This is a genomic window from Streptomyces scopuliridis (assembly GCF_042790125.1).
Lineage (GTDB): Bacteria > Actinomycetota > Actinomycetes > Streptomycetales > Streptomycetaceae > Streptomyces > Streptomyces scopuliridis_A.
In genome coordinates, this window is record NZ_JBHTZS010000011.1 from 278,931 (window position 1) to 294,727 (window position 15,797).

Here is a 15,797-nt window from a genome sequence, read left to right on the forward strand (position 1 = left end):
GCGGAGAGCCGGGGAGACGAACGAGGTGGAGCATGGGACAGCCACTCGGCCGGCGGGCGCTGCTGCTGGGAACGGGCGGGCTGCTGATGGGAACGGCGGGGTGCTCGGGCCCCCCGTCCGCGCCCGCGTCCGTCTCGGCGTCCCGGTCCGGCTCGCCCGCACCGTCCGCCTCCTTGCCGGCGACCGCGCCCTGGAGGCCCGACCGGGGCGATATCGACCCCGCCGTGAAGCTGCGCGCCGTGCGGGTCGTGGAGGCGATCGGCGCCTGGGCCCCCGGCCGGGGCGGCGCGGCGGCGGCGAAGAAGCGGGTGGCCGCGCTCGGAGCGGAGCCGTCGCTGGTGGATCAGGCGGGGCCGCTGCTGCCCCGCGCGCCCGAGGCCGCCCTCCAGGTGATCGACGCGCAGTACGGCGGGATCCTGGCGGATTCGGCCAGCGTGCTGGTGGTGTGCCGGCAGTGGACGCCGGGGCACGCGGGCGGCACGACCGTCGACGTACGGCTGAGCCGGGCGCGGCCACGCTGGGACGTGACCGCGCTGCATCCGGCGCGGCCCGGCGCCGCCGCCGCTTCGCTGCCCGACGCGGCGCGGCGGGTCCTGGCCGAGCCACGGATCCTGCTGCCGCCCGCCGCCGAGGCGGACATCCGCAGCGGGAAGGTTCATACGAGCGTGCTGGGCGCGCTGCTGCGGCTGGCCGGTACGTACCGGATGTACATCAGTGTGGTGCGCTCCGGCCATCCGCTGAATGTCTTCGGCACCAGCAGACCCAGTGACCATCCGCGCGGCCGGGCATTCGACGTCTGGCAGATCGACGGGCACGCGGTCGTCGATCCGGCCACCTCGCGCCGGCTGGTCGAGTCGTTCATGCGGGACGCGGCGGCGGCCGGTTCGTACAACGTCGGCGGGCCGGTCCGGCCGTCCGGAGGCGCGCCCGGTCAGTTCTTCACCGACAACACCCATCACGACCATGTGCACGCGGGGTTCACGACCTGACGCCGCCGCGCCCGCCCGCCGGTACGGCCGGGCACCGCCGCTCAGGGGAAGGAGAGCGTACGGGCGAACAGCGTGACGAGGATCAGCACGACCGGGAAGCACACCAGGAACATCGCGAAGGTGTAGCCCATGATGTCGCGTGCCTTGAGCCCGAGGATCGTCAGCGTGGGCAGCATCCAGAACGGCTGGAGCAGATTGGCGCTCGCCTCACCGAGGTCGTACACGACGACCACCCAGCCCTGGTTCACGTGGAGTTGGTTGGCCGCGTCCAGGACGTAGGGCGCCTCGATGACCCACTTGCTGCCGCCGCTGGGGACGAAGACACCGAGCACACAGCTGTAGACGGCGATGAGGGCCGGGTAGAAGAACTCGTTCGACACCGACACCAGCCAGCCCGCGATGGTCTTGCTCAGCCCGGTGAAGGCGATCATCCCGAAGATCCCGCCGTACAGCGGGAATTGGAGCAGCACGCCGGAAGCCGCCGGTGTGCCCTCCTTGACCGCCTGGGCCAGCCGCACCGGACGCCAGTGCAGGATGAGCGCCAGCAGGATGAGGATGAGGTTGACGGTGTTCAGATCCAGGGCGTTGAGCGCGCTGCCCTCCGCGCGGGCGAAGTGCCGTGCCAGGTACCAGACTCCGAGCGCGAACAGCAGGATCGCGAAGACGGGGCTGTACTCGATCCACTCCCCCGGCCGGCCGCGGCGCAGCTCGGCACGTCCCTCCGCGACACTGGGGCCCAGCTCGACGCCCATCTCCTCGGCGGTCTTCGCGCGCTCCGGCGACGGCGACAGGAACCACGCCATACCGACGGCGACGACGAACACGATCGCCGTGGCCACCATGCCCTGCCAGAGGAAGATGGTGTCCGTGAGGGGGATGAGACCGCTGCCGCGCCCCTCCTCGATGACCTTCTGCACGGCGGGCGGACTCGACGCCTCGCTGGCCACCTGGAGCGCCGCGGACCCGGACAGGCCCTGGGCCCATACGGTGCCGAGCCCGAGGAAAGCCATCGCGCCCAGGGCCCGGTAGTCGACGCCCGGCACCCTGCGTGCGATCTCCTTGGCGAGTATCGCCGTGAAGATCAGGCTGAAGGCCCAGTTCAGATAGGACGTCACCATCGCGATGGCCGCGGTGTACGCGATGGCTCCGCGCGGGGTACGGGGAACCCGCGCGAGCCGGCCGATGAGCCGCCCCACCGGCGGTGAGACCGCGACCGCGTACCCGGCGATAATGATCATCGCCATCTGGAGCGTGAAGGTGATCAGCGACCAGAAGCCCTGGCCCCACGCGTCCACCAGTCCGTACCCGGTCGTCGCCGCCGGATCCGACGGGGCGCCGAACAGATCCTCGCCGGTCAGGAGACCGAGCGCGAAGACCGCGAACGTACCCACCAGCACGAAGCCCAGCGCGTCGGGCAGCCATCTCTCGGAGAACGCGGTGAAGCGCAGCGCCATGCGCGCCGGCCAGGGCTCCTTGCCGGTCGGTGGGGCCGGCTCCCGCGGGGGCGCTGTGGTCATCGGGTGTCCTCCTGTCGAGCGTCCTGGCCACCGCGGTCCGGGGACCCGAGTCCATGGGGCCAGGTGTGCGGTGCCGAGGATCTTCGGCCGCTCCTGACCGGAAGACAATGGAGGTGATCCACATAGCGTGCGGCCACATCATGTGGTGAAAGAACTTCGACGACGATTGACGACCCTTGTCGTAACACCTACTGTTGCGACTATTGGGGCATGAAAGGTACGCGCGGCACGTACGGGAGGGCGCGGGAGGTGAAGGACGAGTGAGCGCGAACAGCAGGCTGACGATCGCGGCCCACGCACTGACCTGGATAGAACTCAACCGGCGCCAGGGGCACGAGATCGCCACCTCGGAGCAGATCGCGGGAAGCGTGAACACCAACCCCGTGGTCATCCGGCGTCTGCTCGGAGAGCTGCGCGAGGCCGGGATCGTCGAATCGCGGCGCGGCGCGGGCGCGGGCTGGACTCTGACGCGCGAGCTCGAAGCCATCACGCTGCTGGACGTCTACGACGCCGTGGAGCCCAGCCCCCTGTTCGCCATGCACCGCACGGAACCGAACCTGGACTGTCCGGTGGGTTTCGGGATCCGGCCGACGATGCAGAGTGTGTACGACGGAATCGATGTCGTCCTGCGCGATGAACTGGCCCGCACCACGCTGGCCGATGTCCTCCGGGACGTGCTGGCCGCACGCTAGGAGAGGTGCTTTCGGCGCGTCGCGCCAGGGGTGCGTGCGCATAGGGCTTTTCGCACTCTTTAATGTAACAAAACTCATTACCTCAAGGATGGATGTCATGGGACAGCTGGAAAACAAGGTGGCCCTCGTGACCGGCGGCTCGACGGGCATCGGGTTCGCCACCGCACGCCGGTTCGCCGAAGAAGGCGCCACCGTCTATCTGACCGGACGGCGCAAGGCCGAACTGGACGCCGCCGTGGAAACCATCGGGGAACGGGCCGTCGGCGTACAGAGCGATGTGTCGAACCTGCCGGATCTCGACACCCTCTTCGAGACGATCGGGACCCGCAGCGGGCGCCTGGACGTCGTGGTCGCCAACGCGGGCGGCGGCGGGCTCGCACGGCTCGGGAAGATCACCGAGGAGCAGTACGCCACAACCTTCGACATCAACGTCAAGGGGCTGATCTTCACCGTCCAGAAGGCCCTGCCGCTGCTGCCCGACGGCGCGTCCGTGATCGTGCTCTCCTCCACCAACGCCTCGCTCGGCATCGAGGCGATGAGCGTCTACAGCGCCACCAAGGCCGCGATCCGCAACCTCGCCCGCACCTGGGCCGCGGAGCTCGCCGGCCGCGGGATCCGCGTCAACGCCCTCGCCCCGGGGCCGATCGAGACCCCCGGCATCGAGGGCCTGGCGGGCGACAACACGCAGGCCAAGCAGAAGCTCATGGAGAGCTTCACGGCCCAGATCCCGATGGGCAGGATCGGCCGCCCGGACGAGGTCGCCGCCATGGCCGTCTTCCTCGCCTCGGACCAGAGCTCCTTCACCACCGGCGCGGAACTCTTCGTCGACGGCGGCCTCGCCCAGATCTGAGCCGTACGCGTTCTCCGCCGCGCCGAAGCGCGCCGCCACGCACTGCGGGGCCGCCGAAGCGGGGTCGGCGCACTGGACAGCCATTCGCGTGATCGAGATGCGATTGTGTGACCGGTCCGCTCCGCACGGGAATGCATGGGCTCGGGCACCGACCCGCGTGCCCGTCCAGCGACCGGTCCGACGCCTGACCTGTGCGCGATCCGGGCCGGGCGAAGGGAGCAACGCAGATGATCGCTGTGCGACGCATAGCCGCCGCCACGATGCTGGCGGCGCTGGCCGGCCTGTCCGCGCCTGCCGCGTACGCGGCGGCCCCGGCCGCCGACGACGCGTCATTCCTGAAGGCGATTCACCAGAGCAACCTGGCGGAGATCGCGGCCGGACAGAGCGCACGCAAGAACGCCACGGCGGCTTGCGTGAAGCCGGTCGGCGCCACGCTGGTGCGCGACCACACGAAGCTGGACGTCGGCGTCAAGGCGCTGGCGAGCAAACTGCACGTCACGCTGTCGTCCGCGCCCTCCTCCGCGCAGACGAAGACGATGACCGCCATGCAGGCCAACGTGGGTACGAGCGCGTACGACACCAACTGGCTGACCACCGAGACCAAGAGCCGCGAGGACACGCTGGCCCTGATCGACCGCGAGACCGCCGACGGAAGCAACGCCCAGGTCAAGGCGGCCGCGCGGGCGGCACGCCCCGTAGTGGCGAGGCACCTGCGACTGATCCGCGCCTGCGAGGCGCGCATCAAACGGTCTTGATCCCCGCGGGGATCGGCGAACCGGGCGGAGACCGGTGGCGGCCTCGGGGACCTGGTCGCCCACCGCGGCGGACGGCACGGGCCGCAGGGCAGACGACGACGGCCCTGCGGCCTTCTGTCGTGCGGGCCCCACGACCGTGCCGGCAGGCGCTTCAGCGTCGGGCGCTCTTCCAGCTGGCCCAGGCCAGGGTGGCGAGCACCGCGGCGATGGCGATGTCGCCGATCCCGATCGACGCACCGTCTCCGGCTTCCTCATAGAGCGGGACGAGGGTTCCGACGGCGAGGGCCGCGAAGAGGATGGCCAGGACGGTCCAGAACGCTCTCATGACGGCCCCCAAGTGTGGAACATGGACGCCAACCTAGCGGCCGACCCGTGCCGGGGGCGGGGTTTCATACGATTCCGGCAGGCCGGTCGCGGGTCATGGGGCACGAGTCACGGATCGCGGGTCACGGGTCACGGATCGCGAGGGAATCCTCGTACGGCTCGGTTGTTGCACCAGGTGTGAGTATCGCAGTGACTGTTCCCTTCTCCGTGCTGGACCGCTCCCGTATCCGGGAGGGGTCGGACGGTCCGCAGGCGCTGCGCGACAGCGTCGCGTTCGGCCGGCGGATCGAGGCCCTCGGCTATCACCGCTTCTGGGTCTCCGAGCACCACGGCGTACCGGGCGTCGCCGGCTCGGCTCCGACCGTACTCGCGGCGGCCGTGGCCGCCGCCACGTCGACGATCCGCGTCGGAACCGGCGGTGTGATGCTGCCGAACCACCAACCACTCGTTGTCGCCGAACAGTTCGGGGTATTGGAATCCCTCTTTCCCGGCCGTATCGACATGGGTCTCGGGCGGTCGGTGGGGTTCACCGACGGGATACGCAAGGCACTCGGCCGGGACAAACAGGACGCGGCCGACTTCCCCGGACAACTCGCCGAACTCCTGGGCTACTTCACCGGCACCCAGACCGCACACCCCCAGGTCCACGCCCACCCCGCCGAGGGGCTGCGGGTCCCCGTCTTCGTCCTGGCCACCGGGCAGGGCGCGCGGGTCGCGGCGGAGGCAGGACTGCCGCTGGTCATCGCCGCCGTACGGGGTGAGGACGCGATGCTCCGGGCCATCGAGGAGTACCGCCGCGACTTCCGCCCCTCCGCCTGGGGCGAGCGGCCGTACGTCGTGCTGTCCGGCACGGTCGCGGTGGCGGACACCACACGGGAGGCTCGCGCGCTGCTGCTCCCGGAAGCCTGGTCGACGGCGTACTCCCGTACCCACGGAGAGTTCCCGCCCCTGGCCTCGGTCGACACGATTCTCGCCACCGCCATGACGGAGCGCGAGCGCACATTGTTCGAGGAGGCGCGACGCGGGCAACTGTACGGCACCGAGGACGAGGTGGCGGCCGGCCTCCAGAAGCTCCTGGCGCGCAGCGAGGCCGACGAATTCCTGGTCACGACCAGCACCTACGACCGCGAGGCGCTGCTCGACTCGTACACCCGGCTGGCGCGTGTGCTGGGGCTGACGTAACGGCACGAGCGCGCCGGTGCGAGGAGGCGGGAGACGCCGAGTGCCACGCGCCCCGCACAAGCAACCGCCTCGGCGATCAGATGCGCCAACACTGCCTGAAGGACGCCTCGTTCAGCCGCACCCATTGACCCCACCGGGTTCACGAGCCTAGCCTCCATTCCCATACATGGACGCCATCTTCGTATAGGGACGGGATTTTCAAGGGGGACTGACATGCCTCTGCTCGTGGTCGGGATCAGCGTTCTGGTTCTGCTCTTCCTCATGACCAAGCTGAGACTGAACGGCTTCGCCGCCCTCCTGCTCGTCGCGGTCGGGGTCGGGCTGGTCCAGGGGATTCCGGTGGCGGAGATCCCGGACGTCCTCTCGGACGGCATCGGGGGCCAGATCGGGGACACGATGCTCACCATCGGGCTCGGTGCCATGGTCGGCCGCGTCATGGGGGATTCCGGCGCCGCACAGCGCATAGCCGGCAAGCTCCTCGACGCCTTCGGCCCACGATGGGTCCAGGTGGCCATGGTGGTGACGGCGATGCTCATCGGCGTCACCATGTTCTACGAGGTCGCCTTCGTCATCATCGTGCCCGTCGCGTTCACCATCGTCCGGGTCACCGGGGCGAATCTGCTGTGGGTCGGGCTGCCGATGTCGATCGCCCTGTCCACCATGCACAGTTTCCTCCCGCCCCACCCCGGCCCCACCGCCGTGGCCGCGACCTTCCACGCCTCCGCCGGACTGACCCTGTTCTACGGCCTGTTCATCGCCGTCCCGATCGGTGCGCTCATCGCCCTGGTGTGGCCGCGTCTTCCTTTCGTCAGGGCGATGAACCCCTCCCTTCCCAAAGGGCTGGTCAGTGAGCGGGTGTTCGCCGACGAGGAGATGCCCGGCATGGGCTGGTCGCTGTCCGTGGCCCTCTTCCCCGTGGTGCTGATCGCGGGCGCCGCGGTGACCGACATGGCCGTATCCGGTTCGAACCCGTTCCTGCACTTCATCGCCTTCATCGGCGCGGCACCGATCGCGCTCCTGCTGACGCTGCTCCTGGCGGTCTGGGCGTTCGGACCGCGGATCGGCCGCAGCCTGACGGACGTCAGCGCGTCCTGCACCTCGGCGGCGCAGGCGATGGCGATGATCCTCCTGGTGATCGGCGCCGGCGGCGCCTTCAAGCAAGTCCTCGTCGACGGCGGTATCTCCGACTACATCAAGGACCTCACACACGGCTGGTCCGTCTCGCCGATCATCCTGGCGTGGCTCATCGCGGTCATCCTCCGCGTGGCTCTCGGGTCGGCGACGGTCGCCGTCGTCACGGCCTCGGGCGTGGTGCTGCCGCTCCTGGCGGGCAGTGGGGTCCATCCCGAGCTCATGGTCCTTGCCGTCTCGTGCGGGTCGATCGCCTTCTCCCATGTGAACGACCCCGGATTCTGGATGTTCAAGGAGTACTTCAACCTGTCGGTCATCGACGCGATCAAAGCCCGCACCACCTACACGACGGTGCTCGCGGTCCTCGGTCTGGGCGGCGTGCTGGCGGTCGAGTGGGCGCTCGACGTCCTCAACCTCTGAAACCTCTGATCACCTCGCAACGGATCGCATCCTGATGAGAATCGGACCCGCCGTCCCCATGCCACTGACAGTCATCGCGGCGAACAGCCGCCGCACACCCGGAGGTACCCGGTCATGAGCCGGCCGACCATCACCGCGTTCTCCGTCTACCCGGTCGCCGGACGGGACAGCATGGAGCTCAACCTCTCCGGCGCACACGGTCCCTACTTCACCCGCAACGTGGTGGTCCTCAAGGACTCCGAGGGACGTACGGGGCTGGGAGAAGTACCGGGCGGAGAGAAGATCACCCAGACGCTGCGTGATGCCGAGCCCCTTGTCGTCGGCGCGAAGGTGGGCGACTACAAGCGCGTCCTGCGCGAGATCGGGGACCGGTTCGCGGGCCGCGACTCCGGCGGACGGGGCGACCAGACCTTCGACCTGCGTACCACTGTCCACGCCGTCACCGCCGTCGAGTCGGCGCTGCTCGACCTCCTGGGACAGCACCTCGACGTGCCCGTCGCGGCGCTCCTGGGCGACGGGCAGCAGCGCGACTCCGTGCGGGTCCTCGGCTATCTGTTCTACGTCGGTGACCCCGACCGCACCGACCTGGAGTACGTCCGCGATCCCGACTCCGCCGTGGACTGGTACCGGATCCGGCACGAAGAGGCCCTGTCACCCGAGGCGATCGTCCGCCAGGCCGAAGCCGCCTACGACCTTTACGGCTTCCGCGACTTCAAGCTCAAGGGCGGCGTCCTGGAGGGATGCGAGGAGGTCAAGGCCGTACGCGCGCTCAAGGAACGCTTCCCCCGAGCCCGTATCACGCTCGACCCCAACGGCGCGTGGTCGCTGCGCGAGGCAGTCGAGCTGTGCCGGCCCCTGGTCGGTACGCTCGCGTACGCCGAGGACCCCTGCGGAGCGGAAGGCGGCTACTCGGGACGCGAGATCCTGGCCGAGTTCCGGCGCGCCACCGGCCTCCCCACAGCGACCAACATGATCGCGACCGACTGGCGCCAGATGACCCACGCCCTGGCCCTCCAGTCGGTGTCCATCCCGCTGGCCGACCCGCACTTCTGGACCATGCAGGGCTCGGTGCGAGTGGCTCAGCTCTGCAATGCGATGGGCCTGACCTGGGGATGCCACTCGAACAACCACTTCGACATCTCCCTGGCCATGGTGACCCACTGCGGAGCCGCCGCCCCGGGTGAGTACAACGCCCTGGACACACACTGGATCTGGCAGGAAGGACGGGAGCGGCTGACCACCGCCCCGCCCCGCATCATCGACGGCGAGATCGCCCTACCGGACGCCCCCGGTCTGGGAGTCCGGATCGACATGGACCGCCTGCTCGCGGCACACGCCTTGTACCGGGAGAAGGCACTGGGGGCGCGTGACGACGCGATCGGGATGCGCTACCTCGTCCCCGACTGGAAGTTCGACAGCAAACGCCCCTGTCTCGTGCGTGAGTGGACGTGATGCGGTCGGGTGACGCGATGCCAACAGGAGGCGTCACAGGACACGTTCGGCCTCGGCGCCGCCGTACACCTCGGCCCGTCCGTCATCGGACCGCGCTACCGCCGAGGGCGCCCAACGTCGCCGCGTAGGCCGGTTTCTTGTTGCCGTCGCGATCGAACAGCAGCGGGTTCTCACCGCTGCGCCAGGAGTCGATGTCGCGGATTCCCCACACGGTGATCCCGGTGCACCGCGAGACGTTCATGCACGCCCGGACGGTGTTCGCGTACGCGGTCGTCGGCGCCTGGGCGATGTCGAGTTCGGTGATCTGTACGTCCACACCGAGGGCGGCGAAGCTCGACAGTGTCGTCTGGAAGGTGGCCGGCGGGCCGCCGGTGCCGAAGTGCGCCTGGAAGCCGACACAGTCGATGGGCACACCGCGTGCCTTGAAGTCGCGCACCATGCGGTACACGCCCTGGGTTTTGGCGTCGCTCCAGTTCTCGATGTTGTAGTCGTTGTAGCAGAGCTTGGCCGCCGGGTCCGCCGTCCGCGCGGTGCGGAAGGCCTGTTCGATGAAGCCGTCGCCGAGCAGGTTCTGGAACACCGAGGGGCGGTGCTGGCCGCTGCCGCCGTCGGCGAATGCCTCGTTGACCACGTCCCAGGCCTGGACCTTGCCCTTGTAGTGGTTCATCACCGTGCTGATGTGGTTGTTCATCACGTCGCGCAGTGTGTTCGCGTCCGTGAGGGAGCTGACCCAGCTGGGCAGTTGGGAGTGCCAGACCAGCGTGTGACCACGCAGGCGCTGGCCGCGCGTCAAGGCGCGGTCGACGATCTGGTCGGCGGGAACGAAGTTGAACGAGCCACGGGACCGCTCGATGGTGTCCCACTTCATCTCGTTCTCGGGCGTGACCGAGTTGAACTCCCGGTCCAGGATCGTCGCGTACGTTCCGTCGCCCAGCTTGCCGGCCGCCACCGCGGTTCCGAAGTACCGTCCGGACTGGGCTGCCTGGGCTCCCAGTGTGCTCGCCTGGATCGGCGCGACCTCGGCGGCGGGCGCGGGAGCGGCGGCAGCGACCCCGGTCGCCAGCAGCGCGGAGGCGGTCAGCAGACCTAACACCGAGACGCGGGACCGAGTGCGTCGCATGCGTGGATTCATGGCTCTCCTCGTACGGTCGGATGCGGGTGCGGATGTGCGGTGCTGGTGTGCGGGTGTGAATCGTTTCGACAAAAACCCCTGAACCGCCAAGGGTCCTGAGGAACGACATGCGGAACTGCCTGACTGACCTGCTCGGTGCCATGATGTGCACAGACCGCGTCGGATCGGTCGCGGTTCGAGAGCCGCGCGTTCGACGTACCGAACGGAGACCGGCGCTTCGGGCAAGTGGGATGATAGAAGCCCCGGCGGAAGCGTCAATACCCCTCGCACCCGTTGGCTCAAGTGACGCCGGCGGCAGGCCCCGAGCGAAGGAAATCCCCCGTGACCCAGCGCCTCACCCCCGTCCCCACAGCCGACCTCGTCGACCAGTACGGCACCGAACTGCGCGTCTGCGACCTGCAGTTCCGCCAGTTCGGCGCGCACCGCGGCTTCGCCGGCCCCGTACGCACCGTCTCCTGCCACGAGGACAACGGCCTGCTGCGCGATCTGCTGCGTACCCCGGGCGACGGCCATGTCCTCGTCGTCGACGGCGGCGGTTCCCTGCGTACCGCCCTGGTCGGCGACCTCATCGCCGGCGCCGCCCAGTCCAACGGCTGGGCCGGCCTCGTCCTGCACGGCGCCGTCCGTGACAGCGTCGCCCTCTCCGGTCTCCGGCTCGGCATCAAGGCGCTGGGCACCATTCCCCGCAAGAGCGCCAAGGACGGCGCCGGAGCCGTCGACGTCCCCGTCACCCTTGGCAACGTCACCTTCCACCCCGGCGACATCCTGCACGCCGACGACGACGGCATCGCGCTCCTCCCCGAGAACACCTGACCACACGGACCACGTCGGGACGACACCGTCCGCACCGCACTGCTGCGCTCGGGGCCGGCGGACGGCCGGTCCTGAGGACGCGGGCGGTCCAGGGGCACACCTGCCCAAGTCCGTTGTGGAGCCGACACCATCAGCGTGGAACCAGTGATCCCTCTCCCGTGACTTTCAGACGTCCCTGGTGGCCGCCCGGTGAGCAGTCGCGGCCGTTGGGATAGGTGAGTTGCGGCGTGACAGTGATAGGGCGGTCGAGCACGGTGGCGCCCTGCTGGTTCCTGAACACCAGCCTGACGTGTATCGGCTTTCCCGGGAGGTCGGGCAGTAACACGAAGCCGGGCCAGTTGAAAGGCTTGGGCGTCTGTGGGGCTCTCGCTGCCGGGGTTTCCGGGGTGGTGGGGGATTCCGTCGTCATCACGGGGTTTCCTGGCGTCGGCGATTCTTCCGAGTAGGTCTCCCGAAGCCGGAGCGTGCGCTGCCGGCATGTGCCGTCCCAGCAGGCCGTAAGGGTCGCGTCGGCGACTGCGTTCGCCAGTTCCGGGTGGACCTCGACCCGGATCCCGGCGGGCGAGTCCATCAGGGTGCAGATATGGGCCGCGGAACCGCCGCATCCGGTCAGCAGCGCCAGAGCCGCCAGTGGCACCGTCAATCCGAGCGTGTGTCTCACGCCGGCTTCTCGACCACCGTCTGCGGTCTGTGTCTTGGTCACAACGAATCATACTGGCACGGCAGTTGCACACACCACAGGAGACGGCACATGACACACGTCCACCGTCTCCCTTGGCTTGGCCGCCACCTGGCCCGTCCTCTCTGTTCGAGGACGGGCCAGGTGGGCCCTGCGCGAGATGTGCACGGTTCTACGAGGCGTGGAGGGCGAGTGTCGGGGACATTTTGGATGCGCGGACCGCGGGGTAGAGTCCGGCGATGGTGCCGATGACGAGGGTGGCGCCGAGGCCGCCTGCCATGGCCCAGGGGGGTATCGTCCACGGCATCGCGGAGAGGTTGGCGTAGATGTAGGTGGCCGCTGCTCCGAGGATGACTCCGGACAGGCCGCCGAGTCCGGAGAGCATCAGGGATTCGGTGACGAACTGGAGCCGTATCTGCCCGCGGGTGGCGCCGAACGAGCGCCGCAGGCCGATCTCGTGTTTGCGTTCCAGCACGGAGATGATCATGGTGTTGGCGATCCCGACCCCGCCGACCAGCAACGCGACCCCGCCCAGCCCCAGCAGCAGACTGGAAAAGGCCCCCTCGGACGCCGTCTTGGCCTCCAGGGCCGCCGACGGATTGGACACCTCCACCTCGTGCGGCGCCTCGGGATTGACCGTGCGCGCCAGCAACTCCCGTACCCGCTCGACCCTGTCATCGGCCGACCGCTCATACAGCGATGTCGGGTGGCCGTCGAAGCCGAGGAGTTCCTGCCCGGCCTTCCAGCCGACCAGGGCGGTGTTGTCGATCTCGGGTGCGAGGGGCAGGGGGTTGAGGATGCCCAGGACGGTGTAGTACTCCTCGCCCACCCGGACACGCTGTCCCGGCTCGGTGATCCCCAGACGCCGGGCCGCGGCGTGCCCCAGGACCACGGAGGGGTAGGAGCCGGTGGCACCGTTGAACCAGGTGCCCGCCGCCATGGTCCCGCGCAGTGTGTCCTTCAGGCCCGCGGTGGCGGCGGCGACCTCGATGCCTCCGGTCTGTTCCTTGGGGATGTGTTCGGAGCGGTAGACGTTGACGTTGCCGATGCTGCCGGTCGCGGCGACGTGTTCCACACCGTCGATCCGGCTGACCATGGCCGGCGCGCTCTTGGGGAGTTTGACTTCCTGGTCGCCGAACATGGACTGGCCCGGTGTGACGACCAGCATGTTGGTGCCGAGCCGGTCCAGGTCCTGCATCAGTTTGGCCTTGCTGGACGCGGAGATCCCGACCACGGCGATCATCGTCGCGATCCCGATCGCGATGCCCAGCGCCGAGAGCACCACGCGTACCGGCCGGCCCCGCAGCCCCGCCGAACCCACCTGGGCGACATCCCGCAGCCCCAGCCGGGCAGGAACCAGCCGTCGCCCACGACGGCCTACGCCCGTCACCGCACACCCGCCGGACTCTTGCGCACCATGTCCTCGACGACCTGCCCGTCCCGGATACGCACCTGCCGCGGCAACGCCCCGGCCAGCTCCCGGTCATGCGTGATCACGGCGATCGTCGCACCGTCCGCGTTCAGCTCACGCAGCAGCTCCATCACCGCGTCCCCGGACACCGAGTCCAGCGCCCCGGTCGGCTCGTCGGCCAGCAGCAGCTCCGGCTCCCCGGCCACCGCCCGCGCGATCGCCACACGCTGCTTCTGCCCGCCCGACAGCTCATGCGGCCGATGACCCATACGATCCGCCAGCCCCACCCGCTCCAGGGCGGTCGCGGCGCGGCGGCGGCGTTCGGCCGGGGGCAGGCCGGAGTAGCGCAGTCCTTCGGTGACATTGCCCAGTGCGGTGGCGCTGGGCACCAGGTGGAATGCCTGGAAGATGAAGCCGATATGGCGGGCGCGCAGGGCGGACAGCTGCCGGTCACCCAGCCGCCCCACGTCATGACCCGCGATACCCACCGTGCCGGCCGTGGGCCGGTCGAGTGTGCCGAGGATGTGCAGGAGTGTGGACTTGCCGGAACCGGACGGGCCGACGATGGCGAGGAGTTCACCGGCCCGGATGCTCAGGTCCACACCTCCCAGCGCTGTGACACCGCCCGGATACTCCTTGGTCACACCGCACAGCTCGGCGACCGTCTCCGCGTGCTCCGGGAGGGAGTCTGTGACGGTCATGCCGGGACCCCCACCTTCATGCCCTCGCGCAGGCCCCCGCCCGAGACCTCGACCCGGCCGTTGGCGAAGATACCGAGCTTCACCCGCACATCCCGCGCCCGGCCGGCCTCCACCACCCGGACACCGAAACCACCCCCGTCCACCGCCAGCAACGCCTCCACGGGTACGGACAGCACATCGTCACGCCGCTCACCGGTCAGCAGCACCGTGACCGGCGCCTTGTCGACACCGGCGACCTTGTCCGGCGCGTCGAACTCCACCGTCACCTTGATCACCGGCTCCTTGTCCGCGGACTGCTCATCCGTCCGCGCCGTACGCCCGATCGCACTGATCCGGCCCTTCGCCCTGGACCCGTCCGGCAGCTCGACCGTCACCGCGTCACCCGACTTGTACCTGCCGGCCTTCGCCACCTCCAGATCGAACTGCACCACCCGCTCCGAACTCGTCGTGGTCAGCACCCCCGCCCCCGGCGCCACACGCCCGCCCACCGTCACCTCGGCGTCCTGCACACGTACAGCAGCCGGCGCGAAAGCGACACTCTCCGGCCCGATCTTCCCCGTCTCCTTCAAGTCATGGCTCTTCTGCCAGGCTTTCACACCGCGCACGGTGCCCTCGGTGAACTCGTCATCGGCCGCCAGACCCGACCCGAACCCCAGCGCGATCAGGTTGGCCTTGAGCTGCCGCACATCCTCCCCCTCATCACCCAGCTCCAGCACCCGGTAAGCAGGCGTCTGCCCGTACATGAGGAACACAGCAGAACCATCGACCTCGTACAGCTTCCCGTCACGCCCGATGGTCTTGCCCCCACCCGGCAACCACGTCACCACCCCCTGACCCCCAGCAGAGATCTTCCGCTCAGCCGAAAACCCCAGAGTCCCCTTCGCCCTGTCCGACGTCACCAGATCACCCTTCGTGACACCGGCCGTCGCAGTAGGCACGGACACCTGCTCCGCCTCCGACCGCGACCCGGAATCAGCGGGCATCGTGACCGCCACCGCTCCCCCCGCCGCGACCAGCGCCGTCGCCCCCAGGGTGAGCAGGAACTTCTTGTGTTTCATGCAGGGTGCCTTTCCTCGCCGTGGTGGGCGTCAGCCGTTCTTCGCCGCGCAGACCTTGTCAGCCGCGGCGAACGCGGCCTGATCGCTCTGGGGAATCTGCGGGAGCTTGGCCGCCCCACCCTCGAACTCCGGATCCGGGAAGTCGACGCCCTCCTTGCGCATGCACGCGGCGTAGGCCAGCATCTTGTCCTTCTGCTCCTGGCTCATGGTGGCCCCGGCACTGCCACCGCCCACTTCGCAGTCCTTCATGGCCTGGGCGAGTTCGTCCTGCGACAGCTTCCCCGGATTGATCTGCCCCATCTGGCCCTGCTTCGGCTCCGTGACCTCCGCGCCCTTCTTGCGCAGACAGTCATTGGCCTTCGCCCGCTTCTCGTCAGCCGCGCTCTGGCCCGTACCGCCGCCGGACGAGCCCTGGCTGTCGGAGCCGCCCGAGCATCCCGTCAGGAACAGCGCGAGCGCCGTCACCGAACAAGCCGTGGCCATCTGGATCTTCTTCTTCATCTGCATGATCTGTCTCCCGAGTGGGCCGGCGTTTGAGTGTGCCGGGGAGACATTGACAGCAGTGCGTGTTACATCGCTTTCACCGGAGCTGTAACACCCGTGAAAGGTGTTCCTCCGGTACGCACCGGTACGCAGGTGTCCAGGCGTGGGGGGGGGCGGCGCCCAAGAGGGGGGGAGGGCCCCCCCACCC

15 protein-coding genes and 1 pseudogene are annotated in these 15,797 nt (G+C 69.2%); 8 read left to right on the forward strand and 8 right to left on the reverse strand.

Annotation, left to right across the window (positions count from 1 at the left end; translation table 11 throughout):
• Nucleotides 1-32 precede the first annotated feature (32 nt).
• On the forward strand, nucleotides 33-989 hold the full coding sequence (locus ACFRKB_RS19765) for a hypothetical protein (protein ID WP_383107306.1): 957 nt from the start codon (nucleotides 33-35) through the stop codon (nucleotides 987-989).
• Nucleotides 990-1,030: 41 nt separating this feature from the next.
• Here ACFRKB_RS19765 and ACFRKB_RS19770 read toward each other — a convergent pair whose 3' ends face one another.
• Nucleotides 1,031-2,506 (reverse strand): short-chain fatty acid transporter, encoded by a 1,476-nt coding sequence (locus ACFRKB_RS19770; protein WP_383107308.1) that lies wholly within the window; start codon nucleotides 2,504-2,506, stop codon nucleotides 1,031-1,033.
• A 260-nt stretch (nucleotides 2,507-2,766) separates the two neighbouring features.
• On the opposite strand from ACFRKB_RS19770, the gene ACFRKB_RS19775 reads away from it, so the two are divergent.
• From ACFRKB_RS19775 to ACFRKB_RS19785, 3 genes are all read left to right on the forward strand, one after another.
• On the forward strand, nucleotides 2,767-3,198 hold the full coding sequence (locus ACFRKB_RS19775) for an Rrf2 family transcriptional regulator (RefSeq protein ID WP_383107309.1): 432 nt from the start codon (nucleotides 2,767-2,769) through the stop codon (nucleotides 3,196-3,198).
• A gap of 97 nt (nucleotides 3,199-3,295) precedes the next feature.
• The gene (locus ACFRKB_RS19780) at nucleotides 3,296-4,048 is read left to right on the forward strand and encodes an SDR family NAD(P)-dependent oxidoreductase (RefSeq protein WP_383107310.1); all 753 of its coding nucleotides are present in this window, start codon (nucleotides 3,296-3,298) and stop codon (nucleotides 4,046-4,048) included.
• Between the two features lie 227 nt (nucleotides 4,049-4,275).
• Complete coding sequence (locus ACFRKB_RS19785; protein WP_383107311.1) at nucleotides 4,276-4,803, forward strand: DUF4142 domain-containing protein; 528 nt, start codon at nucleotides 4,276-4,278, stop codon at nucleotides 4,801-4,803.
• 151 nt (nucleotides 4,804-4,954) lie between these two features.
• Here the strand turns inward: ACFRKB_RS19785 and ACFRKB_RS19790 are convergent, their stop codons facing one another.
• On the reverse strand, nucleotides 4,955-5,128 hold the full coding sequence (locus ACFRKB_RS19790; protein ID WP_383107312.1) for a hypothetical protein: 174 nt from the start codon (nucleotides 5,126-5,128) through the stop codon (nucleotides 4,955-4,957).
• 188 nt (nucleotides 5,129-5,316) lie between these two features.
• On the opposite strand from ACFRKB_RS19790, the gene ACFRKB_RS19795 reads away from it, so the two are divergent.
• The 3 genes from ACFRKB_RS19795 (at nucleotide 5,317) to ACFRKB_RS19805 (ending at nucleotide 9,312) form a co-directional block, all read left to right on the forward strand.
• Nucleotides 5,317-6,309 (forward strand): LLM class flavin-dependent oxidoreductase, encoded by a 993-nt coding sequence (locus ACFRKB_RS19795; RefSeq protein WP_383107313.1) that lies wholly within the window; start codon nucleotides 5,317-5,319, stop codon nucleotides 6,307-6,309.
• Nucleotides 6,310-6,522: 213 nt separating this feature from the next.
• Nucleotides 6,523-7,860 (forward strand): gluconate:H+ symporter, encoded by a 1,338-nt coding sequence (locus tag ACFRKB_RS19800; RefSeq protein WP_383107315.1) that lies wholly within the window; start codon nucleotides 6,523-6,525, stop codon nucleotides 7,858-7,860.
• A 114-nt stretch (nucleotides 7,861-7,974) separates the two neighbouring features.
• Nucleotides 7,975-9,312, forward strand: a complete 1,338-nt coding sequence (locus tag ACFRKB_RS19805) for an enolase C-terminal domain-like protein (protein ID WP_383107316.1) — start codon at nucleotides 7,975-7,977, stop codon at nucleotides 9,310-9,312.
• 94 nt (nucleotides 9,313-9,406) lie between these two features.
• Here the strand turns inward: ACFRKB_RS19805 and ACFRKB_RS19810 are convergent.
• Nucleotides 9,407-10,444: pseudogene (locus ACFRKB_RS19810) on the reverse strand (endo-1,4-beta-xylanase); the annotation flags it as partial.
• 321 nt (nucleotides 10,445-10,765) lie between these two features.
• Between ACFRKB_RS19810 and rraA the strand changes: the two are divergent.
• Nucleotides 10,766-11,257 (forward strand): ribonuclease E activity regulator RraA, encoded by a 492-nt coding sequence (gene rraA, locus ACFRKB_RS19815; RefSeq protein WP_383107318.1) that lies wholly within the window; start codon nucleotides 10,766-10,768, stop codon nucleotides 11,255-11,257.
• A gap of 130 nt (nucleotides 11,258-11,387) precedes the next feature.
• Here the strand turns inward: rraA and ACFRKB_RS19820 are convergent, their stop codons facing one another.
• From ACFRKB_RS19820 to ACFRKB_RS19840, 5 genes are all read right to left on the reverse strand, one after another.
• Nucleotides 11,388-11,960 carry a hypothetical protein gene (locus ACFRKB_RS19820; protein ID WP_383107319.1) on the reverse strand — a complete coding sequence of 191 codons (573 nt, stop codon included), beginning with the start codon at nucleotides 11,958-11,960 and terminating at the stop codon, nucleotides 11,388-11,390.
• A 148-nt stretch (nucleotides 11,961-12,108) separates the two neighbouring features.
• Nucleotides 12,109-13,326, reverse strand: coding sequence for an ABC transporter permease (locus ACFRKB_RS19825; protein WP_383107321.1), 1,218 nt, complete (start codon nucleotides 13,324-13,326; stop codon nucleotides 12,109-12,111).
• Nucleotides 13,323-14,048 (reverse strand): ABC transporter ATP-binding protein, encoded by a 726-nt coding sequence (locus tag ACFRKB_RS19830; RefSeq protein ID WP_383107322.1) that lies wholly within the window; start codon nucleotides 14,046-14,048, stop codon nucleotides 13,323-13,325. Before ACFRKB_RS19830 ends, ACFRKB_RS19825 begins: the two co-directional genes overlap by 4 nt.
• The gene (locus ACFRKB_RS19835) at nucleotides 14,045-15,106 is read right to left on the reverse strand and encodes a peptidoglycan-binding protein (RefSeq protein ID WP_383107324.1); all 1,062 of its coding nucleotides are present in this window, start codon (nucleotides 15,104-15,106) and stop codon (nucleotides 14,045-14,047) included. Before ACFRKB_RS19835 ends, ACFRKB_RS19830 begins: the two co-directional genes overlap by 4 nt.
• Nucleotides 15,107-15,136: 30 nt before the next feature.
• Nucleotides 15,137-15,613, reverse strand: a complete 477-nt coding sequence (locus ACFRKB_RS19840) for a hypothetical protein (RefSeq protein WP_383107325.1) — start codon at nucleotides 15,611-15,613, stop codon at nucleotides 15,137-15,139.
• Nucleotides 15,614-15,797: the final 184 nt, after the last annotated feature.

Coding starts and splice junctions, on each gene's coding strand:
- ACFRKB_RS19830 (WP_383107322.1), bottom strand. CDS start 14,048: ATGACCGTCACAGACTCCCTCCCGGAGCACGCGGAGACGGTCGCCGAG.
- ACFRKB_RS19840 (WP_383107325.1), bottom strand. CDS start 15,613: ATGCAGATGAAGAAGAAGATCCAGATGGCCACGGCTTGTTCGGTGACG.
- ACFRKB_RS19835 (WP_383107324.1), bottom strand. CDS start 15,106: ATGAAACACAAGAAGTTCCTGCTCACCCTGGGGGCGACGGCGCTGGTC.
- ACFRKB_RS19765 (WP_383107306.1), top strand. CDS start 33: ATGGGACAGCCACTCGGCCGGCGGGCGCTGCTGCTGGGAACGGGCGGG.
- ACFRKB_RS19770 (WP_383107308.1), bottom strand. CDS start 2,506: ATGACCACAGCGCCCCCGCGGGAGCCGGCCCCACCGACCGGCAAGGAG.
- ACFRKB_RS19780 (WP_383107310.1), top strand. CDS start 3,296: ATGGGACAGCTGGAAAACAAGGTGGCCCTCGTGACCGGCGGCTCGACG.
- ACFRKB_RS19800 (WP_383107315.1), top strand. CDS start 6,523: ATGCCTCTGCTCGTGGTCGGGATCAGCGTTCTGGTTCTGCTCTTCCTC.
- ACFRKB_RS19805 (WP_383107316.1), top strand. CDS start 7,975: ATGAGCCGGCCGACCATCACCGCGTTCTCCGTCTACCCGGTCGCCGGA.
- ACFRKB_RS19785 (WP_383107311.1), top strand. CDS start 4,276: ATGATCGCTGTGCGACGCATAGCCGCCGCCACGATGCTGGCGGCGCTG.
- ACFRKB_RS19790 (WP_383107312.1), bottom strand. CDS start 5,128: ATGAGAGCGTTCTGGACCGTCCTGGCCATCCTCTTCGCGGCCCTCGCC.